The 23844-nt window shown below is 41.9% G+C and carries 16 protein-coding genes, 2 tRNA genes and 1 pseudogene; 6 read left to right on the top strand and 13 right to left on the bottom strand.

The genetic code is table 11. From position 1 onward, the window contains the following. Window positions 1-26: 26 nt before the first annotated feature. A complete protein-coding gene (gene rpsO, locus CJF29_RS01990; RefSeq protein ID WP_004296393.1) occupies window positions 27-296 on the bottom strand; it encodes a 30S ribosomal protein S15 in 270 nt (89 codons plus the stop codon). 155 nt (window positions 297-451) lie between these two features. Here rpsO and typA point away from each other — a divergent pair, with 155 nt between their 5' ends. Next, window positions 452-2251, top strand: coding sequence for a translational GTPase TypA (gene typA, locus CJF29_RS01985; RefSeq protein WP_099145768.1), 1800 nt, complete (start codon window positions 452-454; stop codon window positions 2249-2251). A 76-nt stretch (window positions 2252-2327) separates the two neighbouring features. Here typA and CJF29_RS01980 read toward each other — a convergent pair. From CJF29_RS01980 to pckA, 7 genes and pseudogenes are all read right to left on the bottom strand, one after another. Continuing rightward, window positions 2328-3901: pseudogene (locus tag CJF29_RS01980) on the bottom strand (beta-N-acetylhexosaminidase). A gap of 32 nt (window positions 3902-3933) precedes the next feature. Then, window positions 3934-4458: a chromate transporter gene (locus tag CJF29_RS01975; RefSeq protein ID WP_099145733.1), complete on the bottom strand. Its 525-nt coding sequence runs from the start codon at window positions 4456-4458 to the stop codon at window positions 3934-3936. Beyond that, window positions 4455-5012 carry a chromate transporter gene (locus CJF29_RS01970; protein ID WP_009000949.1) on the bottom strand — a complete coding sequence of 186 codons (558 nt, stop codon included), beginning with the start codon at window positions 5010-5012 and terminating at the stop codon, window positions 4455-4457. Before CJF29_RS01970 ends, CJF29_RS01975 begins: the two co-directional genes overlap by 4 nt. Window positions 5013-5043: 31 nt before the next feature. After that, window positions 5044-7533, bottom strand: a complete 2490-nt coding sequence (locus tag CJF29_RS01965) for a glycosyl hydrolase family 95 catalytic domain-containing protein (RefSeq protein ID WP_099145732.1) — start codon at window positions 7531-7533, stop codon at window positions 5044-5046. A 91-nt stretch (window positions 7534-7624) separates the two neighbouring features. Further along, complete coding sequence (locus tag CJF29_RS01960; protein WP_099145731.1) at window positions 7625-8755, bottom strand: acyltransferase family protein; 1131 nt, start codon at window positions 8753-8755, stop codon at window positions 7625-7627. A gap of 54 nt (window positions 8756-8809) precedes the next feature. Beyond that, window positions 8810-10117: a MutS-related protein gene (locus tag CJF29_RS01955; RefSeq protein ID WP_099145730.1), complete on the bottom strand. Its 1308-nt coding sequence runs from the start codon at window positions 10115-10117 to the stop codon at window positions 8810-8812. Window positions 10118-10266: 149 nt separating this feature from the next. Next, window positions 10267-11874: a phosphoenolpyruvate carboxykinase (ATP) gene (gene pckA, locus CJF29_RS01950; RefSeq protein ID WP_004302393.1), complete on the bottom strand. Its 1608-nt coding sequence runs from the start codon at window positions 11872-11874 to the stop codon at window positions 10267-10269. 281 nt (window positions 11875-12155) lie between these two features. Between pckA and upp the strand changes: the two genes are divergently transcribed. Together upp and CJF29_RS01940 are read left to right on the top strand one after the other, a co-directional pair. Continuing rightward, the gene (gene upp / locus CJF29_RS01945; protein WP_004310703.1) at window positions 12156-12809 is read left to right on the top strand and encodes a uracil phosphoribosyltransferase; all 654 of its coding nucleotides are present in this window, start codon (window positions 12156-12158) and stop codon (window positions 12807-12809) included. A 586-nt stretch (window positions 12810-13395) separates the two neighbouring features. Further along, window positions 13396-13989, top strand: a complete 594-nt coding sequence (locus tag CJF29_RS01940; RefSeq protein ID WP_099145729.1) for a hypothetical protein — start codon at window positions 13396-13398, stop codon at window positions 13987-13989. A 151-nt stretch (window positions 13990-14140) separates the two neighbouring features. Here the strand turns inward: CJF29_RS01940 and CJF29_RS01935 are convergent, their stop codons facing one another. Both CJF29_RS01935 and ahcY read right to left on the bottom strand, forming a co-directional pair. Next, complete coding sequence (locus CJF29_RS01935) at window positions 14141-16654, bottom strand: YfhO family protein (protein ID WP_099145728.1); 2514 nt, start codon at window positions 16652-16654, stop codon at window positions 14141-14143. 116 nt (window positions 16655-16770) lie between these two features. After that, entirely contained in the window at window positions 16771-18189 is a 1419-nt protein-coding gene (gene ahcY, locus CJF29_RS01930) for an adenosylhomocysteinase (protein WP_009000954.1), read from the bottom strand. 183 nt (window positions 18190-18372) lie between these two features. Here ahcY and CJF29_RS01925 point away from each other — a divergent pair, with 183 nt between their 5' ends. Further along, window positions 18373-19572, top strand: a complete 1200-nt coding sequence (locus CJF29_RS01925; protein WP_074559307.1) for a PAS domain-containing protein — start codon at window positions 18373-18375, stop codon at window positions 19570-19572. A 141-nt stretch (window positions 19573-19713) separates the two neighbouring features. Here CJF29_RS01925 and CJF29_RS01920 read toward each other — a convergent pair whose 3' ends face one another. Next, window positions 19714-21402, bottom strand: coding sequence for a S41 family peptidase (locus tag CJF29_RS01920; RefSeq protein ID WP_074559298.1), 1689 nt, complete (start codon window positions 21400-21402; stop codon window positions 19714-19716). Window positions 21403-21447: 45 nt separating this feature from the next. Then, window positions 21448-22437 (bottom strand): adenosine kinase, encoded by a 990-nt coding sequence (locus tag CJF29_RS01915; RefSeq protein WP_074559297.1) that lies wholly within the window; start codon window positions 22435-22437, stop codon window positions 21448-21450. Between the two features lie 77 nt (window positions 22438-22514). Between CJF29_RS01915 and CJF29_RS01910 the strand changes: the two genes are divergently transcribed. Both CJF29_RS01910 and CJF29_RS01905 read left to right on the top strand, forming a co-directional pair. Continuing rightward, a tRNA-Asn gene (locus tag CJF29_RS01910) sits at window positions 22515-22588 on the top strand. A 28-nt stretch (window positions 22589-22616) separates the two neighbouring features. Next, window positions 22617-22690 (top strand) — tRNA-Asn (locus CJF29_RS01905). A 62-nt stretch (window positions 22691-22752) separates the two neighbouring features. On the opposite strand, the gene CJF29_RS01900 is transcribed toward CJF29_RS01905, so the two are convergent. Continuing rightward, entirely contained in the window at window positions 22753-23778 is a 1026-nt protein-coding gene (locus CJF29_RS01900) for a GntR family transcriptional regulator (protein WP_009000958.1), read from the bottom strand. Window positions 23779-23844: the final 66 nt, after the last annotated feature.

Here is a 23844-nt window from a genome sequence, read left to right as displayed (position 1 = left end):
CTTTAAATCTTTTCGCGACAAGTAGATTACTTACGCAAACCGAGCTCTTTAACAATAGCACGATATCTTTCGATATCTCTTGCTTTCAGGTAGTCGAGTAAGCGACGACGCTTACCTACCAACATTGTTAACGCTCTTTCAGTACTATAATCTTTTCTGTTGAGCTTCATGTGCTCAGTCAGGTGAGAAATACGGTAGGAAAACAATGCCACTTGGGCCTCAGCTGAGCCGGTGTCAGTGTTAGACTTTCCGTACTTTCCGAAGATTTCTTGCTTTTTAGCAGCGTCTAAATACATAATTCTTAGAATTTTAATTGATAAATTATTCTTTTGAGCGTGCAAAGATAGGCATTATCTTTATATCACACAACGATTTACAAGAAAAAATTGCTATCATTGCATATATTTCTAATCCTATTTTCGTACCTTTGCAGCCAAATAATAGGTATTATATGCAAAATATTCGAAACATTGCAATCATTGCCCATGTTGACCATGGGAAAACAACGCTGGTTGACAAGATGCTATTGGCCGGAAATTTATTCCGCAGCAACCAAAATAGTGGTGAACTTATCCTGGATAACAACGATTTGGAACGTGAACGTGGTATAACGATTCTCTCCAAAAACGTATCCATCAATTACAACGGTACAAAAATTAATATTATTGATACTCCGGGACACAGCGACTTCGGTGGTGAGGTAGAACGTGTATTGAATATGGCCGACGGTTGTATTCTGTTGGTAGACGCCTTCGAAGGTCCGATGCCCCAGACTCGGTTCGTACTGCAAAAAGCGCTGGAAATCGGTTTGAAACCTATCGTGGTAGTTAATAAGGTAGATAAGCCTAACTGCCGTCCGGAAGAAGTTTACGAAATGGTTTTCGATTTGATGTTCAGCCTGAACGCAACGGAAGACCAACTGGACTTCCCAGTAATCTACGGTTCCGCCAAAAACAACTGGATGAGCACCGACTGGAAGCAACAGACTGACAGTATTACTCCGCTACTGGATTGTATCATCGAAAATATTCCGGCACCTAAACAACTGGAGGGTACGCCCCAGATGTTGATTACTTCTCTGGATTATTCTTCTTATACCGGTCGTATCGCCGTAGGTCGCGTACATCGCGGTACATTAAAAGAAGGTATGAATATAACGCTTGCGAAACGCAACGGCGATATGTTCAAGAGCAAAATCAAAGAACTCCATGTTTTCGAAGGTTTAGGCCGCGTGAAAACAAACGAAGTTTCTTCCGGTGACATCTGCGCACTGGTAGGTATCGACGGATTCGAGATTGGAGATACAGTTTGTGATTTCGAAAATCCGGAAGCATTGCCGCCAATCGCTATTGATGAGCCGACCATGAGTATGTTGTTTGCGATCAACGATTCTCCTTTCTTCGGCAAGGATGGTAAGTTTGTGACTTCACGCCACATCCATGACCGCCTGATGAAAGAACTCGATAAGAACCTGGCTCTCCGTGTAAGGAAGAGTGAAGAAGACGGTAAATGGATTGTTTCCGGCCGTGGTGTACTCCACCTTTCTGTATTGATCGAAACGATGCGTCGTGAGGGATACGAATTACAGGTAGGTCAGCCGCAGGTTATCTTCAAAGAAATCGACGGTGTGAAATGCGAACCGATTGAAGAGTTGACCATCAACGTACCGGAAGAATATTCCAGCAAGATTATTGATATGGTTACCCGCCGTAAAGGTGAAATGGTAAAGATGGAAAATACAGGCGAACGCATCAATCTTGAATTCAATATGCCTTCACGCGGTATCATCGGTTTGCGTACCAATGTACTGACGGCTTCTGCCGGTGAAGCCATTATGGCACACCGTTTCAAAGAATATCAACCGCACAAAGGAGAAATCGAACGTCGTACGAACGGTTCTATGATTGCTATGGAAAGTGGAACTGCTTTCGCTTATGCCATCGACAAATTGCAGGATCGCGGTAAGTTCTTTATCTTCCCGCAGGATGATGTTTATGCAGGACAAGTAGTAGGTGAGCATTCTCACGACAACGACCTGGTTATCAATGTTACCAAATCGAAGAAGTTGACGAATATGCGTGCTTCCGGTTCGGATGATAAAGTACGTCTGATTCCACCTATCCAGTTCTCACTTGAAGAAGCACTGGAATATATTAAGGAAGACGAATATGTAGAAGTTACTCCTAAAGCAATGCGTATGCGTAAAGTGATTTTGGACGAAATCGAACGTAAACGTGCAAACAAGAGCTAACACCATACTTATATATATAAGAAACGGGAGACAGAGTTATCTGCCTCCCGTTTTTTTTAAATCAGGAAAACTGAAATCATTTCCGGTTTACAATTTCAAAAGGAACACGTAAGGATACTCCCTTTTTCATCAAATTCATCATATTAGGATAAAAACGTTTTTTAAAAGATTCCCAATCACGATGTTCCATTTGTGTCCATCCGGCTTCCGCCAATGCCATACCACGCGGATAAGTCATGTAGGTCACCCGGTTCATATCCCGTATCGCTTCTCCCCAAAGGGTTCCCATAATACCTTGAATATGTGCCTGATCCGCGGCAGATACTCCATATCCCGGATCGAATTGATAGCACTTCTCTAAAGTGGTGACAGGCATTCCCCAGTTATTAAATTCCGGAAGGTCACCTTTATACTGGGGATAATCCAGATAAGCATATTCACTCGGTGCCATAATCAACGGATTACCATATTTACGGGTAAGTTCCAGACAAGTAGGAGTCAGTCCTCCCCGCCAACTAACCAATGTTACATTCTTGGGATAAGGAAACAAATAATCATTGGCCGGCGGATAAATACGATCCAATTCACACCAAAGTATAGGAGTCTTACCATTCTCCTGAACAAACGTAAGCATACGGTCGAAGAAAGGAATCATCAACTGGGAAGCTTTCTGATATCCCAGTTCTTTCATCATCGCCTGGCAACGTTCGCATTTGGTCCAGTTCTTCTCTACTACCGCTTCGTCTCCCCCAGATGGATATAGCGGGATGGGAATAACTCCGATATTTCTTTGATAATATTCCGATAGACAGTATACACTTTCTCATTGTTGGCACACAACATCAAATCCAATGTCTTGCCTACAATCTTCGGTAGTGTATCCGTATGTGTACAACCCAGTTCAGGATAGGTGGCCAATATAGCAACAGTATGTCCGGGAATATCCAGTTCAGGTACAATCTCCACATGGCGTTTTGCGGCATATTGAATCAAGTCGGCAAGTTGCTCTTGGGTATAATAATCTTTCCCCACCAGTCCGGGATACTCTTTTATCTCTACGCGCCATCCCTGATCGTCCGTCAAATGCAGTTGCAGCGTATTGTATTTGTACCGAACCATCTGATCGATGAAAAATTTCACATCCTCAACCGGAAGAAAATTCCGGGCAGGATCAAGCATCAATGCACGATAAGAGAATCTTGGCGCATCGTCTATAATAACCGAAGATATTTTCTTCTGAGCTGTGACACACATATCACCTAAAAGAAGCTGGTCCACGGTCATCACTCCGTAATAAACAGCTGCGGCAGTCTTTCCCCGGATAACCATTCCTTTAGTATTTGTTTCAAGACGGTAATGCTCTTCTCCATCCATAGCAGGATCAATCAGTAACCGGATATCTGCACGATCCGATTTCGAAAAAGGAACTTCCACCTGCATTCTGTCATGCAGAATATCTTGCAGGCTATGCGCCGCAAATTCCAGTTCAGACTGGTTCAGGTAAATACACGTTTTCCCACTATGAACGGCAAACGGTTTTTCCTTACCAAAAAGAATCCGATTGGGCATGGGCAACAATGCGGAAGTACAGTTTTGAGCAGATAAGCATCCCGCCAATGCACACAAACAAATACAAATAAAAGTTCTCATAGCAATATAGATTTAATCAAATATTTGAATTCTCAATATAAAACGAATCCTACCACACCCGCCAGACAAATCAACAGAATAGGATGAAGATTCCATTTCCATGTAACCAAAAAGGCGGCTGCGAAAATACCGATACTTTTATAGTCTATAAAATTCTCTCTATTCATCATAAGCAATGCAGCCGAAGCAATCAGGGCGACCGACATAGGAAGCAGTCCGGACATAGCCGCTTTAATATACTTATTATCCTTACACTTCGCAAAGAAATAAGAAATGAGCAACACCAAAATAAAAGAAGGCAAACAAACAGCTACAGTAGCCAACACAGCTCCCCAAACACTTTGTGTTACCGCATAACCTACGTAAGTAGCACTATTTATACCAATCGGTCCCGGAGTCATCTGCGAAATTGCGACCACATCCGTAAACTGTTGAGGAGTCAGCCAATGATGGAGATCCACTATTTCATGTTGAATCAGGGAAAGCATCGCATATCCACCCCCAAAACCAAACATACCTATTTTAAGATACACCCAAAGTAATTGCCAATATATCATACCTGTTTATTCGCTATTTTTTCTTTCAACCATAATGTATATACCAATCCCCCTATAATTCCGGCCAACACAATATAAATAGGTGATAAGCCGAACTGCCAGATCAACACGGTGGCTATGGCAGGAGCAACCAATTGCAAATACTTCAGCTTCAAAGCTCTAACAGCAGAAATGCAAGGAAACAGAATCAATGCTACCACGGCAGGACGTATTCCATTAAAGATACGAATCATCACTTCATTATCCTGAAACTGTGCAAAAAACATGGCTATCAGCATCATGATAACGAAAGAGGGAAGAATCGTAGCCAATGCACACACCAGGCTACCACCCACCTTATACAACTTATACCCTACGAAAATGGAAATATTCACCGCAAACACACCCGGAAGCGACTGCGTCAAAGCAAACATCTCCATAAATTCTTCCTTATTCATCCATTGCTTGTTAACAATCTCCCGTTCAATCAACGGAATCATGGCATAACCGCCACCAATAGTAAACATCCCAATCTTCGCAAATGTCACGAATAATTTTAAATACTCCAGTACCATCCTTTCTTTCTAATTTTCCGATATTTTGTGTTTAATTTTTAATGAGCCCTTTGGCTGCATCATATCCAATCTGATAACTGCGTCCTTTCACAGTTTTAAAGGAGATAGTCTGATCCGCATACTTTATGACACAGTTGCCTCCTGCATTAGAGCGTACAACAGCTTCTTTCAATTGATGATTCTCCCAAATCATATCCACCTCAAAATTTCCTTTTGCACAGATACCACTGATAGAACCGTCTTTCCATGCATCCGGCAAAGCCGGTAATAATTGAATAAAGCCCATGTGACTTTGGAGCAGCATTTCGGTGATTCCCGCTGTCCCACCAAAATTTCCATCAATTTGGAAAGGCGGATGCGTATCCCACAAATTATCCATGGTTCCGTTCTTCAATAAATTGCCGAATAAAGTATAAGCATGATTACCATCCTGCAAACGCGCCCACTGATTCAACTTCCAACCCATACTCCAACCGGTAGCACCATCACCACGATGCACCAATACCACTTTAGCAGCTTTCGCCAGTTCGGGAGTAGTGACCGGAGAAACAGTATGTCCCGGATGCAGGCCGAACAAATGATTCACATGACGATGTTCATCTTTCGGATCATCAATATCCACCGACCATTCCATCAACTGACCATAACGACCTATTTGATAGGGAACGAGATTGGCAAGCACATGCTCCCATTGCTTACGTTCTTTCTTATCTACACCCAACACTTTGCTTGCTTCAATCGCATCCATCAGAATTTCACGCACTACGGCATGCACAAAAGTAGCTCCCTGATCGATAGGACCATGCTCGGGCGAAGTGGACGGAGCAGCCGTATAGGTTCCATCCGGCTTATGCCACAGGTAATCGACTGCAAAATCCGCACTACTCTTAATTAGTTCATAGCCGGTTTCTTTCAGAAATTTCAAGTCTCTTGTATAGTCGTAATACTCCCATATATGAGTAGCCAGCCAGGGACCTGCCATCGGATTGAAGTTCCACGACATATCCTGACTTTCCAACGGAGTGGTAAAGCCGAAAATATTGCCGGAGATAGATGCCGTCCATCCTCTTGCTCCGAAATAAGCTTGCGCAGTCTTCTCCCCCGGTTTCACCAGTGTACGGATAAAGTCAATCAACGGAAGCACGCACTCATTCAAGTTGGTAGAACAAGCAGGCCAATAATTCATCTGGATATTGATGTTATTATGATAATCCACACGCCACGGTCCATCGACATTATTGTGCCAAATCCCCTGCAGATTAGCAGGCATATTGCCCGGACGGGAACTGGCAATCAGAAGATAACGTCCAAATTGATAATACAACTCTTCCAGATAATAATCCGGCTGTCCTTTCCGATAATTTTTCAGACGTTGGGAAGTAGGCAGATTCACTCCTTTCACCGCTGGGTTCAGATTCAGCCGAACCCGGTTGAACAGAGTAGCATAATCATTATAATGTTGATTGAATAAAGCCGTATATCCCTGCGCCACTGCATTATTCATCCACTGCTTTGTCGTTTCTTCGGGGTTAACGCCTATATATGTTTTCGGATCTTTGAAATCCGGATCAAAGTTAATCTTATAGTCAGTGTCCGCTGTGATATAAAATACAACTTCGTCTGCATCCTTCACCGTCAACTTTCCATCTGCATTACACAGTGTTCCTCCTTTTGTTTCTGCCTGGATGCGCACAACATATTTCATTCCATTATTATCCAAAGAAGCTGTGTAAACCAGTCCTTTATTTCCATCAGAAACCATGCTGCCGGTAGACAGGGGATTAGGTGCATAACTGAAAACCAGATTTTGCTTCCCCGATTGATCCGCGCTGAAACGTACCACCATTACATTGGCAGGGTAAGAGATAAAAAAGTTGCGTTGATAAGCCACACGATCCTTTTTGAATTGTACGACTGCCATAGCCGAATCCAAAGAAAGAATGCGCTTATAATCGCTCATTCCTATCATATTCAGTCCGGTTTCTACATAAAACTCTCCCATTGTAGTAAAGCTACCAAAACGGAAAGGATTTTCTCCGTCAGCTTCATACGAAACTTCACTATTGAAGTTCTGTCGCGTCAGCATTTCAGCCTTTTTCTGATCTCCCTCTGTAAATGCTTTGCGTATTTCATCTAAAAGACGGGCCGATTGTTTATTGACATTCCAATAATAGTCCGCACCTTTCGCTGTGTTCGGACCACCGCGCCAAAGCGTTTTTTCATTGAAAGTGATACGTTCGGCTTCCACCGATCCCATAATATTTGCGCCGAGGCTACCGTTACCAATAGGCAATGACTGTGACTCCCAACTGGCATCCAGATTATGTCCGCTTCCTGCTGTTATCGGTTTATTTTCACCTTTCCACAAATCCGGTCTTCCGCCATACCAGGCAGCATATCCCTGCAAAGTATTCGGAGTATCAAACCAGATGGAAAGCCCTTGAGTATAATCTGTTTCTCCCGCATAAAGCCCGGAGGTAAGGAATAGGGAACTAATAAGAAGGAAATAAAAATTCTTCATGGTCGTCGCGTCGTTATTTAAGATTAATAACCCATTTATAGTCTGTACAAAAGTAGTCAAAATATGCTTCTATTAAAAATAAAGCAACTTCTTATATTTTCAAAAATACTCCATGTTTATACATCATTCGTAATATCAGGAATACAATCAAATAGTTGGCAAAGCTAAGCCACACTGCATAGTAGTTTCCCATATACTGTTCCAACCCATAACTGACAGAAGCAGCAATGCAACGGAAGTTTACCACTTCCCCCAGAATATAAGCTGTTATGGAGTTCATCCCATAAATTTTCAGCCAGTTCAAGCCATTGGAATGTCCTTTATAGTCAATCCAGTAGTAAAATATTCCCATCAAAAGGAAACAAAGTCCACCAGAGAACAGTGTCATACTACATGTCCATATTCTCTTAATAATAGGCATTTGCAGACTCCAAAGCAAGGAAGCACCTATCAATGCAACGCCTACCAACAATAGAACCTGTACCACTCGCTTTCTATCAGCTTTTCCCTCTTTCATGATACGCCCGGCAAAAGTACCCAGCAACACGGTCACTCCAAAAGTTAGACTGCTTAAAATCCAGGTATAGGTATAATAAGGTGAGAAATGCCAGTTCCCGTCTTCGCTCCAATATGCACCGTCGCGGAAATGCCCGAGCACCATACGGTCCACTTTCTCCGCAAAGTTCCCCTCCGGAGTAAAATCTCCCAGAAAAGTCATCGGCACCCAGTATGCCAAAAGCAACAGACAAGTGACGATGATCTGCCACTTAAAAGAGCAATGCAACAGAGTGACAGATGCAATCAGATATCCGGTCGCTATAGCCTGCAAGGTATTGGAATACAAGTAAAGCCTTTGAGGGTCAAGTCCCAACAAATTACCTTGCACAATCATACCAAAAATAAAAAGCAGAATAAAACGTTTGATGATTTTACGATAAATAGCTCCCTTGTTCGGGTCATCCTTAAACTTGGAAAAAGAAAAAGGCATCGATACCCCTGTCATAAACAAGAAGAGAGGCATGATAATATCCCAGAAACGGAAACCAACCCATACCTCATGATCAAACTGATACAAAACTGTGTTGAGCCAAGGCAGGTTAAGACAATGCGCCAGGGCAACAAATACCGGTTGAAAAAAGACTAAAAGAAAAAGGTCGAAACCACGTAAAATGTCAAGGGAAGCTAAACGCCCGGAGGGCGTGGGGGGAATAAGCTTGTTCATAAAATAGTATTAGTTAATAATTAGAAATCGCAATAAAGATACGATAAATCTAGGCTATATCAAACCCGACAGTAATTTTTTCACGACCCAATACCCGACTCTGGCCTCTGAAATCCCCATCAACAACCGATGAGGACAGACAAACGCATCATCAATAATTTCTGCTTCCATATAATAAAAGCAACAGGAAGAATCCTTTTCAAAGGCTTTCGCATATTCCAGAATATGTGTCGATATCAAAAAATGACAATGAGAGAAGCCTTTCAATAATTCATTGACGGCAACGGAGGCTTCAAACGCATCTTTAGCATTCGTCCCGCGAAACATCTCATCCAATACCACCAAACAGCGTTTTCCGGTCACGGCTTTTTGCATCACGTCTTTAATACGGAGCACTTCCGCCATAAAATGACTTCGTCCATCCCGCAAAGAATCCGGCAGATTGATAGAGGTATAAATCCCCTCGTAAAGAGGACAAATCATTGATTTCACAGGAACAGGCAAACCGCAATGTGCCAACCAGACAGCCAAGGTCAATGCCTTTAAAGTTGTTGACTTTCCCGCCATATTAGAGCCTGTAAAAATGCATATATTTCCCCGGGACATCTGCCAACTGTTTGGCTGCGCATCTTTCACAAAAGGATGAACGACTCCCTCCACCGAGAAGTCCATTGTCGGTACCATTACCGGCATACAACAGAAGTTCTTCTCTTTTGCCACCCGGTGAGCTGTACGGCAAACATCAAGTAGATATATAACAGACAGAAGTTCCTTCAAAGATAACAACCGAGTACACCGGAATAGATAATCGAATTTGTCTATGACAAAGTTAGATAGTCGTTTTTCCTCATCAGAGGTCTGCTCCAATACTTCCTCCAATTCACTTCCATGGAGAATATTATCAATCATAGCAGCAGATTCTTTCATGAGTTGTGGGGCGTCCTGTGGTAGTTCTGTCGCCCATTCCTTCAGACAATGCAAGAGATGAACCACTAATTTCACCCCTCTGCAGATCACATAACGGGTCGAATCATATCGCACCAGACGGTCGATAACAGTAGCACATGAAAGTAAAATATGAGCTTCCCGTATCTGGTCACGATAAGCCAGGTAATACTCAATAAAATCCAGCTCTTCTTCATTCAAAAGAAGTTCAGGCAAAGCATCCCAGACAATAGCCTTCTGTCTTTTACGGATTTCCCCCAAATCACTTAGCGGATACATAATCCAGTTCAACATCAGCGCTTTTCCTTCTTTTGTCTCTGTTTTGGAAAACAAAGAGAAAAGAAATTGCTCATTATTAGCAGTCTCTGTAATGCTTAGATCCGCATAGGTCTGTTTGTCAGTAGCTAGATATACCATAACCGCCTTTAAAGGTTAGTACTCCTGTTTTGGCAAATATAGGGAAAAGTTTTAAACAAACAGCATTTATTCTCATAGAAAGGCACAGGCATAAACAAAAAAGGCGGTTCGAAATCGAACCGCCTTCCATATTATATCTGATTCTCCAATTAGAGTTTCGGACCAGCAGCAACCAAAGCCTTACCAGCTTCGTTACCAGTAAATTTAGCGAAGTTCTTGATGAAACGTCCAGCCAAATCTTTTGCTTTTTCTTCCCATTGGCAAGCACATTCGTAAGTGTCGCGTGGGTCAAGGATCTTCGGATCAACACCCGGAAGTTCTGTAGGAACAACGAAGTCGAAGTAAGGCATAACCTTAGTAGGAGCTTTGTCGATAGAACCGTCAAGGATAGCGTCGATGATACCACGAGTATCTTTGATAGAGATACGTTTGCCAGAGCCGTTCCAACCTGTGTTCACCAAGTATGCTTTAGCACCAGCTTTCTTCATCTTCTTAACCAATTCTTCACCATATTTAGTTGGGTGCAATGACAAGAAAGCAGCACCGAAACAAGCAGAGAATGTCGGAGTCGGTTCAGTGATACCACGTTCTGTACCAGCCAATTTAGCTGTAAAACCAGAAAGGAAGTAGTACTGAGTTTGTTCCGGGTTCAGGATAGATACTGGAGGCAATACACCGAATGCGTCAGCTGACAAGAAGATAACTTGTTTAGCGTGAGGACCTTTAGACACCGGTTTAACGATGTTTTCGATGTGATAGATAGGATAAGAAACACGAGTGTTTTCAGTTACTGACTTGTCAGCGAAGTTGATTTCGCCTTCAGCGTTAACTGTACAGTTTTCCAACAGTGCATCGCGTTTGATAGCATTCCAGATGTCTGGTTCGCTTTCTTTATCCAAGTTGATAACTTTAGCGTAGCAACCACCTTCGAAGTTGAATACACCTTCGTCATCCCATCCGTGTTCGTCATCACCGATCAACAGACGTTTCGGGTCAGTAGACAAAGTAGTCTTACCTGTACCAGACAGACCGAAGAAGATAGCAGAGCTCTTACCTTCTTTGTCAGTGTTAGCAGAGCAGTGCATAGAAGCCATGCCGTTCAAAGGCAACAAGTAGTTCATGTAAGAGAACATACCTTTCTTCATTTCACCACCGTACCAAGTATTCAGGATAACCTGGATCTTTTCAGTCAAGTTGAATACAACTGCAGTTTCTGAGTTCAAGCCCAGTTCTTTGTAGTTTTCAACCTTAGCTTTAGAAGCGTTCATGATAACGAAATCAGGTTCACCGAAGTTAGCCAATTCTTCAGCTGTCGGACGGATGAACATGTTTGTTACGAAGTGAGCTTGCCATGCAACTTCCATGATGAAGCGCAATTTCAAGCGAGAGTTTTCGTTAGCACCACAGAAAGCATCAACAACGAACAGTCTCTTGTTAGACAATTCTTTAGTTGCCAATTCTTTAACTGCTTTCCAACATTTTGCGTCAACTGGTTTGTTGTCGTTTTTGTATTCTTCAGAAGTCCACCATACTGTATTTTCGCTGGTTTCGTCTTTTACGAAGAATTTATCTTTAGGAGAACGTCCTGTATAAACGCCAGTCATTACGTTTACAGCGCCCATGTTAGTTACCTGGCCTTTTTCGAAACCTTCCAAACCTGGTTTTGTTTCTTCAGCGAACAAAACGTCATAAGACGGATTGTGCACAATCTCGGTCACACCTGTGATACCGTACTTGCTTAAATCTAAATTTGCCATTTTCTTTTGAATTAATTAAAATTGGTATTTTGTTTTCTATCTCTTTTCACCTTAACATGGGGAGCTTTGGATACCCCCTTGTAAATCCGGCTACAAAAGTAATACTTTCTTTGGAAAGGAAGAAGGTATTAGAGAAATTTTTCCCTAATTGAAACTCTTTTATAAATTCCTAACAATATCTGCAAACTGAATATTGCAATTTGAAAGATTATCGTTTACTTTGCAAGCCAGTATGTTATCAATACTATGAAAATGAGATTAAAATTTGATTAAAATATAATATGAAAGTAATTGATTTTGGCCAAACTAATTCGATTCTAAACCAGTACATATCCGAAATTAGAAATGTAGAAGTTCAGAACGACCGCCTGCGTTTCCGCCGTAACATTGAACGGATCGGAGAAATCATGGCTTACGAAATGAGTAAAGAGTTTAAATACTCGGTAAAGAATATCCAGACACCACTGGGAATTGCTCCGGTCAGTACGCCGGACAACAATTTAGTAATCAGCACTATTCTACGTGCAGGTCTGCCTTTCCACCAAGGTTTCCTTAGTTATTTCGACGGGGCGGAAAATGCATTTGTTTCTGCTTACCGCAAATATAAAGATACGCTGAAATTCGATATACATATAGAATATATCGCATCTCCCCGTATTGATGACAAGACATTGATTATCACCGATCCTATGTTAGCAACAGGAGGCAGTATGGAACTAAGTTACCAGGCAATGCTGACGAAAGGTCATCCCGCTGAAATTCACGTTGCTTCCATTATTGCCAGCCAAAAGGCCATTGACCATATAAAGAATGTATTTCCTGAAGACAAGACAACCATTTGGTGCGCTGCCATTGATCCGGAAATCAACGAACATTCTTATATTGTTCCGGGACTGGGTGACGCAGGCGATCTTGCTTATGGTGAAAAAGAATAAATGATTCAAACCGATACACAATCTGCTGATCCAACCGGCACAGGAATAGATATAGAAATCTATGTATATCCGGTTCTCTCTCATATATAAAAACTGAAATCCTCTTTCAACCTATCACCAGCATTATCAAACCCTTTATCCATAGTGTTTTCAGAGCGGTGATAGGTTGTCAGTAACCTATCACCTCATCTATCACCTATCACCATCTAAATTAAATAAGAGTTATTGCTAAAGAGAATATCAACACGTTCTTTATAGTTTTTCCCGTATTGAAACTATTTATTTCAGGCTGTGGAACTATCAGTTTCAAGCGTTAGAAACTAAAAGTTTCAAGGCAGGAAACTAAGAGTTTCACACCGGGAAACCAACAGTTTCAAATAGGGAAACTACCAGTTTCAACGCTTGAACTACTTGTTTACCACCTCGTAACTCCTTTCCGTCCCAGGGCATAGATGATATAAGGCCGCAGGAGAAAGTAGAGTCGAGCTTTTGATAGACAAATCTCCGCACTTAGTCGATTTTATTTTTATCTGTTCCGATATCTGCTTAGCTTTGGAGTATTAAAACAAATAAAAGCATAAGAGAGATGAGAAAAAACATGAAATTGATAGGATTGGCAGTCTGCTTAACGTGCTGTGCAGGTTTTATAAATGCACAAGAAGCCAATGAGCCGCAAGAAAGGCAACAAGAAAAGCGTCTTCCGCGTGAGGTGTTGAATCCGGAAAAGGTAGCCACGCAGATGACAAACCAAATGAATAAGTTACTCCAGCTGACAGATAAACAATATAAAAAAATATACAAGCTGAACCTGGAAGAGCAGAAAGCTTTCTTCAAGGCTATGCAAAATTCGGATGACCAACGTCCGCCAATGGGAGAAGGCCCTGGAATGCGGGGAGGACGCCCACCAATGGGTGGAGGCCAACCGCCTATGATGGGAGAAGGTGGTTTTCCCGGCAGAATGGGAGGTGGACCGATGATGAACAAAGACAGCAATTCTGCCGATTCACAAAAGAAAGCTGCAGAAGCCAAAGAAAAGAAGATAAAAAAGATTCTGACAAAAGAACAGTACGAAAAGTGGCAGGCTGAACAAAATGCCGCACGGAAAAAGGCTGCTCAAAGAAGAATGCACAAAGATAATCACTCTGGCGAAAAACCGGATTTTGAACAGAAAAATCTCTAAAACATCACACTTAATATGTTTCTATGAACAGCGTTTGTTTTTCATAATTTTTTAGTGAATGCAAAGTAGCGGCTCTCTTCGTGAGGAAGAGAGCCGCCCTTATTTTATAACCTTACAATACACTATAAGGTTGATGCTGTTACATTTTTGCTTAAGGCTTCTTCGCTATCTTGCTCCGCTGCGTCCACGCAAGAAGCATAACTCCGATTAACAATAAAGCCAATGCTGCATAAGCAATACTTTCCGTGACGTGTATGCTTTGCGGATCAAACCACATCTCGATGGTATGTTCCCCTGCCGGCATATTTATCGCACGCAAGATATAGTCTGCACGGGCAATATCCACCGGCTGGCCATCGATAGTCACCTGCCATCCCGGATAATATATTTCAGAGAAAACAACAACTCCGTCTTTAGGAGTGGAAGCCTTATAAACCAAACGATTTGGCTCGTAACTGGTTAACTGGATGGTAGATAGTGAATCTTTATATCCTTCTGTCACACCTTTCAGCTGTTCTTTAAACTTCACATCCACTACGGCTGTTTCCGTTGGAAGAATATCGTTCAAAGCATCTATTTCTTCATTTGCATTATTTACATACTGCACCTTATCTACGAACCATGCATTACCGTATGCATAAGGATTCACGACAGGAACAGCCTGCCCTTGCTCTCCGGCAGGGAAAATGAAGTATTTGGTATTCAGCATATTCAGTACACGGAATTTGGAAGCATCCACACTGTCCATCTGTCCACCGACAGTAGCCACAGCCTGATAAGTTTCTTTCATTTCGGGCACGATGTGATGGTCTATCATTTCCTGATAGCGGCGAAGTTTCGCTGCATGATAGCCGCCGACACTCTTATGCCAATATGCTGTATTGTTTTCATTAAATGTATTACCGGGGAAACCGATGAAGTTCAGTACACGATAATTCGGAGTCGTATCCTGAAGAATAATCTCATCCGCCTGTGTTTTCACGAATGCTTCTGACTGCTTCGACTTCGGCACGAACTGTTCGTCATTCAAATAGCGTTTATTGACACTCCACATATCTATCAGACACAAAAGCGCAATACCCGCCAGTGTGAAAGAGGCTTTCAACTTCCGCAGTTGATACAAGAATAAGAACAGGCAACCGATCACTATAATAAAGAAGCTGCGCCATGCATCCGAAGCAATAATGGCTTCGCGCATTTCAGTCAGATTAGCCACAAACGGAGCCAAATGTTCGGCAGGAAGTGCTTGTTTCGAAGCAGTCATCTCCTGTGTCGTTATAAAGCTGGAGAAGAAAACGCCCGGTGCGACAGCTAAAATGAGTGCAACACCGGCAGTCAGTACCAACGCAGCAATCACTCCTCTGCAGTTCTTTTCCTGTTTCAGCATATCCGGTTTACTCAAAATCTCTTTCAAGGCAAAAATCGCCAACAAAGGTATTGTAAATTCAGCTATTACCAGAATAGAAGATACAGCGCGGAACTTATTATACATCGGGACATAATCGATAAAGAAGTCCGTCAGTCCCATGAAATTCTTTCCCCATGAAAGCAGAATCGAGAAGATAGTAGCTCCCAGCAGCGCCCATTTAAGAGGCCCTTTCACAATGAAGCACCCCAATACAAAGAGGAACATCACAAATGCACCCACATATACCGGACCGGCTGTCCACGGCTGCTCACCGAAATATTGAGGTAACTGTGAGTAAATACCGTTATACATTGGATTAGCCTTTGCCATAGCAGCTTCGCTCTGTGACATCGTAGATCCTGATCCTCCGCCCTTTACATTCGGAACCAGCAACGTCAACGTTTCACCGATACCATAACTCCAGTTGGTTATATAATCACGATCCAATCCGCTACTAGTCTGACTGGCAGCAGCTCCCTCCTGCTTCAATTCGCTCTTGCCGCGCATCGTCTCCTTACTATATTCATACGTATGATACAGATTGGAAATATTGATGCAGACTCCTACCACGGCAGCCAGTGCTAAAACCCCGCTAGCCTTGAAGAAATGAGGCAGTTCTTTCTTTTTATAAGCATCTTCAAAGTAAGCTCCTACAAAAAACAGGATCACAAACATGAAATAATAGCTCATCTGAATGTGATTCGACTGAATCTGAAGGGCGATGAACAGGGCCGTAATGATTCCGCCCAACAGGTATTTCTTCCGGTAAGCCAGAACGACACCTGCAATCGTAGGTGGTATATAAGCCAATGTCACAAACTTCCAGATATGCCCTGCCGGTATCAGAATGAAGAAATAGGAAGAGAATGCCCATATCACTCCGCCTAATCCTGCCAGCCAGGCCGATATTCCGAATGCCCGCAAGAGGATATAGAATCCCAGCATCATGATAAAAGTCAGCACTACATAATCCGGGAGAAAGAGGCGATAAACCCTCTCCACCCCTTTCAGAGACGTTGTCGAGTCGTAACTCGGAGACATCTGATAGGTAGGCATACCTCCAAAAATCGAATTCGTCCAGCGTGTACGTTCTCCGGTACGTTCGAGGTACTCTTTCGATTCTTGTCCTGCACCCACTCCGGCAGCCGTGTCATGCTGAAACAAGATACGACCTTCGATATCAGCCGGAAAAAAATAGGCGAAAGAAAGAATGATAAAAGCCAGAATGGCTATTAAGTCGGGAAGAAACTTCTTCATATAATTGAGAATTGAGAATTGAGAATTGAAAACTAAAAACCGAAAATAACAACCGCCGAATCATACCTTATCCCGCCAATTATTTCTCAATTTTTAATTCTCAATTCTCAATTTAATTAGTATCTATAATGATCTGCTTTATAAGGACCATCCACTGACACACCAATATAAGCGGCCTGTTCGGGAGTCAGCTTAGTCAGTTTCACACCGATCTTTTCAAGATGCAGGCGAGCCACTTCCTCGTCCAGATGCTTCGGCAAGCGATATACATTGATATCATATTTCTTGTTGAACAGTTCTATCTGAGCCAACGTCTGATTGGTAAATGAATTACTCATCACGAATGACGGGTGTCCTGTTGCACATCCCAGATTTACCAGACGACCGTCAGCCAACAAGATGATGCTATGTCCATCCGGGAAATAATAACGGTCTACCTGCGGTTTGATATTCACACATTTGATACCCGGATAATGTTTCAAAGCATCTACCTGAATTTCATTATCGAAATGGCCGATGTTGCAAACGATAGCCTGATCTTTCATCTTCGCCATGTGGTCGATACGGATAATATCGATATTACCTGTCGTTGTCACGAAAATGTTACCTTCCAGACAAGCCTCTTCCATCGTCACTACTTCGAAACCTTCCATTGCAGCCTGCAATGCACAGATCGGGTCTACTTCCGTTACGAGCACCCGCGCTCCGTAAGAACGCATGGAGTGAGAACAGCCTTTACCCACATCACCATAACCGCATACCACTACTACTTTTCCGGCAATCATCACATCTGTTGCACGCTTGATTCCGTCGGCCAACGATTCGCGGCAACCGTACAAATTATCAAACTTAGATTTCGTTACCGAATCGTTCACATTGAATGCCGGGAACAGCAATTTGCCTTCTTCCTGCATCTGATACAAACGGTGTACGCCTGTCGTTGTCTCTTCAGATACGCCACGCACTTCTTCCGCTACACGATGCCAGCGAGTACTGTCTTCTGCCAACACTTTCTTCAAGATGGCATTCAGTTCTATTTCATCCTCTGCGTGTACTTCCTTATCCAATACGGCAGCATTATTTTCTGCATCATAACCCACGTGGATCATCATTGTCGCGTCACCGCCATCATCTACAATCACATTCGGTCCCTTGCCGCCGTCAAAGCTCAATGCCTGCAACGTGCACCACCAATAATCGGCAAGAGTCTCGCCCTTCCATGCAAATACCGGTACACCGGCAGCAGCTATCGCAGCAGCAGCATGATCCTGCGTTGAATATATATTACAAGAGCACCAACGTACTTCAGCTCCTAAAGCCACTAATGTTTCAATCAGCACAGCCGTTTGAATGGTCATGTGCAACGACCCCATAATGCGGGCACCTTTTAACGGTTTGGATTCTCCATACTTTTCGCGAAGAGCCATCAGGCCGGGCATTTCTTTTTCTGCCAAATCGATTTCCTTGCGTCCGAAATCAGCAAGTGTAATATCTGCCACCTTATAGGGCAGAGTAGAGAATAATTCTGTAGACATATTGTAAATCATTTATATATAATGGATGCAAAGATAGAACATTCTGATTAGTAGGGCAAAAGCTATCCGTTTTTTTTATATTATAATAACTAGGGAGGCTGTCAGCATCTCGGAATATTGTTTTATATTTGCAACAGATAAAACAACTTCTACAACATTCTAATGAATAATAACGAATCTTCTATGAGAAATTACGAAAACAAAACAAAGGAAGATCTTTTAGAAATAATCGAACAATTAGAGGAGAAAATAGATTTTCTTTCCTCTCATTCTTCTGATTCTTCCTCTCCTTCCAAAGAACGTTTTCGTGATAAATATAGTACCCGGATACTGGATGCTCTTCCTGACATGCTCACCGTCTTCGACCATGACGCCAATATCATAGAGCTTGCTTCTTCTCCGGCAACTAATCACGTAGAAGGTATCAGCCCCAACAATATCACTACCACTAACGTAAAAGACATTCTGCCCAAAGAGGCTTATGAAAGTGTCCGCAAGAATATGGATAAGGTGATTCTCACAGGAGAAAGTTCAACAGCCAGACACGATCTTATGCTGGATGGTGTTTTACATCACTACGAAAACCGTATCTTTCCTTTGGATAAAGAGTATCTGTTGTGTATGTGCCGTGATATATCCCAACAGTGGGAGGCGGAACAGACGAATGCCCAACAACAGAAAGAACTAAAGGCCGCCAGAATCAAAGCGGAAGAGTCGGACCGGTTGAAATCTGCTTTTCTGACAAACATGAGCCATGAAATACGTACCCCGCTCAATGCCATTGTAGGATTCTCCAAACTAATCACTTATGCAACATCTGCAGAAGAGAAGAATCAATATTCGGAAATCATCGAACGAAATTCGGAAATGCTGCTGAATCTATTCAATGATATTCTGGATCTGGCATCGCTTGAAGCTGATTCTCTAAAATTCAATATCCGCCCGATCAAATTAATAGATATCTGCCTGCAGCTGGAACAACAATTCTGCCATAAGACGCAAAACGGTGTCAAACTTATTTTGGACGACGTAGATGCGGACATGTATACTTCGGGAGACTGGAATCGCATCATACAAATTATAAGTAACTTGCTTAGTAACGCTACGAAGTTTACTCCGAAAGGAGAAATTCATTTCGGATATCGGGAAAAAGAGGATTTTGTAGAGTTCTACGTTAAAGATAGCGGTATCGGCATTCCGGCAGCAAGAATTGCCACAATTTTCCGACGCTTTGGAAAGGTCGACGATTTTGTTCAGGGAACAGGATTGGGATTAACTCTTTGCAGAATGTTGGTAGAGAAGATGGGTGGACGTATCTGGTTGCGCTCCCAGGAAGGACAGGGAAGCAGATTTTATTTCACCCTGCCTTTGATTCGCCAATAAAAATCGATTAAGGATACAAATATCAGTGTTCGGGCATGACCTTACAGGACTTTTACAATTAAATATGGATATACAGAAAACGCGGCTTGTTGGTAACAAAGCCGCGTTTTCCGCATATATCTATGTTCGAAATATATTCATTTATTCCTTAGCAGCCGGAGCACTAAGCATTTCTTTATATTTCACCGGATCATTCAGAATTTTCATTGCTTCCTTCAAACCGTCATCATCCTTCAACTGCTGGATGATATTACCACGTTGGTAATAGTAACGCTTGATAATTTCAGTAGCAATCATCTTCTTTATATCAGATGAGAAATAATCCAAGTCGCGGTCAAGATCATGGTTCAACTTCTTTTCAAGTGCTTTGAACTCCTCTGAAGCATCATCCATATACCCTTCAAACTCGGCAGCTTCTTTCAACGTTTTCAGAATTTTCTCGCTTTGCTGGTCATATTTGAAGTCGGCTTTCTTCACCAACGCTTTAAAATCATTATAATCGGCATCTGTCACCTCAAACTTCTCCGGAGGAACGATGGTAGGATGTTTCAAACAATACTGTGTTGCATAATCGAAAATCAGATTATCGCGTACCAGATAGAAGAGGATATTCGGTAATTTCTCCTGTTTGATAACAATATCCGGCATTACACCACCTCCGTCGCGTACTTCACGTCCGGCAGCCGTATGGAATACCTTAGTCAAACTATCAGGAATGGTTCCTACACTTCCATCTTCATTACGATGCTTGTAATCAATAGCCTGTACACAACGTCCACTTGGAATATAATATTTAGAGGTAGTCACTTTCATCGTTCCGCCATAAGGCAAAGAGCGGGGAACCTGTACCAATCCTTTTCCGAAGGTACGGTTACCAACGATAACGGCACGGTCGAGATCCTGCAGAGAACCTGATAAAATTTCGGAAGCAGAAGCGGTTCCACTATTTACCAATACTGCAATCGGAATATCCAAATCCAACGGTTCGCGCAATGTCTTATAAGTGTTACTAGCCTGTTTGATTTTTCCTTTTGTCGTCACAATCACCTTTCCACGCGGTAAGAAATAATTCGCAATTTCTACTGCTTCATCCAGCAATCCGCCGCCATTACTACGAAGGTCTATCACCAACGAAGTAGCGCCCTGTTTCTTCAAATCCAGAAATGCTTTCTTAAACTCTTTGGAAGGGTTGCCGGAGAAAGTGCTAAGGCTGATGTAACCCACCTTATTATCCAATACGGCAGTATAAGGAATCGCCGGATTCTGAATAGACTCACGTACAATCGTGAATTCCATCGGTGTACGTCCACCTTTCTCATTCGGGCGCTCAATCTTTAGCTTAAAGCTGGTACCTGCCTGTCCGCGTAACATCTGGCTGACTTCCGCGTTATTCTTACCGGCAAGATCCTGTCCGTCAATCTCCATCAGGATATCTCCCGCTTTCAGACCGGCTTTTGCAGCAGGCGTTCCCTCGAAAGGTTCAGAAATCATCGAACGCTTTAGTTTCGTATTATAAGCAATGTAAGAACCCATTCCACCAAATGATCCTTTAATCATCTGCTCCAGTTCACTCTGATCTTCTTCCGGGAAATATTCCGTATAAGGATCCAGCGTATAAAGCATATTATCGATTCCTTCCCGAATCGTTTTATTCGGATCAATGGTATCTACATAGAACATATCCAGTTCTTTCACAATCGCATTAAATATATCCAGATTCTTTGCAATCTGGAAATTACGGTCGTCTCCACTCTTGAAACTAAAGAAAGCAACTGTGGCTATCACCGCTACTGCAACAATAGCTATCTGCCTGTTCAGCAATTTTTTCATACCTCTTTCAATCTAAATGAGTCGTAAAAGTAGCTCAATCCTTTGTTATTCCGCCAGAATCCTGTTAATATTTAACTTAATTTCATCCCAACGTTCCTGTGGTATCGTTGTTCCGATTACCTGAATAACATTTCCCGAGAGAATAGAACCTATTTTTGCACATTTATCCAACGAATATCCGCAAGTCAATCCGTATAAGAATCCGGAAGCAAAATAGTCACCGGCACCGGTAGTATCCACCACTTTTTGAACCGAAATGGCAGAAACCTTTATTTCTTCTGTCCCTTTACGGATATAAGAACCGTTTGCCCCAACTTTTACAATAGCAATACTACATTTCTTGGCAATCACTCTCAAAGCTTCCTCCGGCTCCTTGCCGGTAAAGGCTTTCGCTTCCTCTTCGTTTGCAAAGACAATGTCGACATATTTGTTGATTAGCAAGGTGAAGAATTCCAGATCATTAGCCACAATGTTATAACTAGCCATATCGAGACAAATCTGCAAACCAGCTTCTTTAGCCAGTTCAATGGCATGAAGAATCATTTCATGGTCCTGAACAAGATAGCCTTCTATAAATAGGTACGCATAACCTTTAAACATATCCAAGGTCAGTTCCTCTGCTCTCAAAGAAGCCGCTGCTCCCAGATAGGTTCCGAAAGTGCGCTCTCCATCCGGTGAAATAAAAGTGGATGCCACACCGGAAGGCAGTCGATCTGAAGTCAATAATTTGTCTTCAATCTTATTTTTCCGCAGATTTTCACGAAAAAATTCTCCATAATTATCATTTCCCACTTTTCCGATAAACCCTGTTCCGGCACCCAAACAAGCCAGTCCGAGGATGGCATTTCCTGCCGATCCGCCTGTTGCCAAGTGGGTTTTCATCTGTGAAAATTTCGTGTTAATCTGCTGTAACTTAGCGTCATCGATGAGCTGCATGCTTCCTTTGGGTAAACCCATTTCATCCAAAAGAGTATCATCCTTCAGGGTTGCGAGTACGTCTACCAGGGCGTTGCCCAATCCTATTATTTTGTCCATTCCTAATATTTTTTTTGCAAAGATATTGCATATTTCAAAAAAACCTAGTACTTTTGCATCGCAATTGAGAAAAACATTCTTCCTTAGCTCAGTCGGTTAGAGCATCTGACTGTTAATCAGAGGGTCCTTGGTTCAAGTCCAAGAGGAAGAGCAAAGTTGAAAATCTTGATTGCAAACATTCTTCCTTAGCTCAGTCGGTTAGAGCATCTGACTGTTAATCAGAGGGTCCTTGGTTCAAGTCCAAGAGGAAGAGCAAAAAAGAAGCCACCTGAATGGGTGGCTTTCTTTTTTTAATATCATTAATAGAACTTTCTTTTAAAGAGAGTTACGTATAATCACTTTCGTCGGGTTACGCTTATATATTATATTTTTATTCAAGATAACAGAAGCCGCAGCCTTCCCCATCATCTCAAAATCTGTAGAAATGACAGTAATACCTCCTTCCAATATTTCTTTTACAGCTGTGTCATTATAAGAAATCAAACCTATTTCCTTACCTAACTCATATCCTTTCTTCTTTGCCAGTTTAATCAAGGATACATCATCCGTATCATATCTACTAAAAGTAATATAAGCATTCCCTTTACGGAAATTTTTCTCTTCTACATTCGATTCTATAGAATATGGCAGTTCACTTTTTACACAATAGTGCAGAAAACCATCAATTACTTGTTGTGCATGAATTGCTTCCGGACGCGCTATCAGAATCAGTTTTTCATATTTTTTCAACCGATCCTGCAACTGTAAAAGACTACAATAGATATCATAGCCATAATCTTGATAAATACAACTATAGTTACCACTCAATCCTTGTTGGTTATAATCTATGATTATTCTTTTTTCAGCCGGAATCAGGTTTAAAACATCTGTCACATCTTCCTTCAAAAAAGTAGCTATAATATAATGCGTATAATTGCCCAAGTTTTCTTTAATGAGTTTCTCAAAAACTTTATAGTTATGATGATGAAAGTAAATGTCAATATCTCCCACATCCTTCAAAGATTTGAAGATAGAACGATAGATCTGTTCACGCATCACATTCATCTTATCCAATAACAGAAATACATGATAAGAATGGTTTATAGAGACCTTCTTTACAAAATACCCTTTTCTATAAATTGCTTCAATTACCCCCATCTCCAACAAGTAATTCAACCCTTTCAGCAAAGTCTCCTTACTCATGCGCAATTGCGTTTGCAGTTGGTTAAGTGAAGGTATTTGATCGCCTATCTGAAGTGTTCCATCTTCAATTAGTGAATTAATATAATCCACTAACTGAAGATACTTCATTCGTGAAGCAGGTTTCTTCTGTTCCGTTATATCAAGATTTTCGTTTTGCATTACGACCAAGATTAAATAAAATTTTAGCAAATATACTTAAATACCATGATAAAGCAAACTATTAGA

It is taken from the genome of Bacteroides celer (assembly GCF_002632415.2).
Taxonomy (GTDB): domain Bacteria; phylum Bacteroidota; class Bacteroidia; order Bacteroidales; family Bacteroidaceae; genus Bacteroides.
Note: the sequence above shows the minus strand (reverse complement) of the source record. Positions and strands in the feature narration are given on the sequence as shown.

What these genes read in the sequence shown, in the direction of transcription:
- upp (WP_004310703.1), top strand. Translation starts at nt 12,156, where the DNA reads ATGAAAGTAATTGATTTTGGCCAAACTAATTCGATTCTAAACCAGTAC.
- CJF29_RS01975 (WP_099145733.1), bottom strand. Translation starts at nt 4,458, where the DNA reads ATGATATATTGGCAATTACTTTGGGTGTATCTTAAAATAGGTATGTTT.
- CJF29_RS01955 (WP_099145730.1), bottom strand. Translation starts at nt 10,117, where the DNA reads ATGGTATATCTAGCTACTGACAAACAGACCTATGCGGATCTAAGCATT.
- rpsO (WP_004296393.1), bottom strand. Translation starts at nt 296, where the DNA reads ATGTATTTAGACGCTGCTAAAAAGCAAGAAATCTTCGGAAAGTACGGA.
- CJF29_RS01935 (WP_099145728.1), bottom strand. Translation starts at nt 16,654, where the DNA reads ATGAAGAAGTTTCTTCCCGACTTAATAGCCATTCTGGCTTTTATCATT.
- CJF29_RS01965 (WP_099145732.1), bottom strand. Translation starts at nt 7,533, where the DNA reads ATGAAGAATTTTTATTTCCTTCTTATTAGTTCCCTATTCCTTACCTCC.
- ahcY (WP_009000954.1), bottom strand. Translation starts at nt 18,189, where the DNA reads ATGTCTACAGAATTATTCTCTACTCTGCCCTATAAGGTGGCAGATATT.
- CJF29_RS01915 (WP_074559297.1), bottom strand. Translation starts at nt 22,437, where the DNA reads ATGGACAAAATAATAGGATTGGGCAACGCCCTGGTAGACGTACTCGCA.
- CJF29_RS01960 (WP_099145731.1), bottom strand. Translation starts at nt 8,755, where the DNA reads ATGAACAAGCTTATTCCCCCCACGCCCTCCGGGCGTTTAGCTTCCCTT.
- CJF29_RS01940 (WP_099145729.1), top strand. Translation starts at nt 13,396, where the DNA reads ATGAGAAAAAACATGAAATTGATAGGATTGGCAGTCTGCTTAACGTGC.
- pckA (WP_004302393.1), bottom strand. Translation starts at nt 11,874, where the DNA reads ATGGCAAATTTAGATTTAAGCAAGTACGGTATCACAGGTGTGACCGAG.
- CJF29_RS01970 (WP_009000949.1), bottom strand. Translation starts at nt 5,012, where the DNA reads ATGGTACTGGAGTATTTAAAATTATTCGTGACATTTGCGAAGATTGGG.
- typA (WP_099145768.1), top strand. Translation starts at nt 452, where the DNA reads ATGCAAAATATTCGAAACATTGCAATCATTGCCCATGTTGACCATGGG.
- CJF29_RS01900 (WP_009000958.1), bottom strand. Translation starts at nt 23,778, where the DNA reads ATGCAAAACGAAAATCTTGATATAACGGAACAGAAGAAACCTGCTTCA.
- CJF29_RS01920 (WP_074559298.1), bottom strand. Translation starts at nt 21,402, where the DNA reads ATGAAAAAATTGCTGAACAGGCAGATAGCTATTGTTGCAGTAGCGGTG.
- CJF29_RS01925 (WP_074559307.1), top strand. Translation starts at nt 18,373, where the DNA reads ATGAGAAATTACGAAAACAAAACAAAGGAAGATCTTTTAGAAATAATC.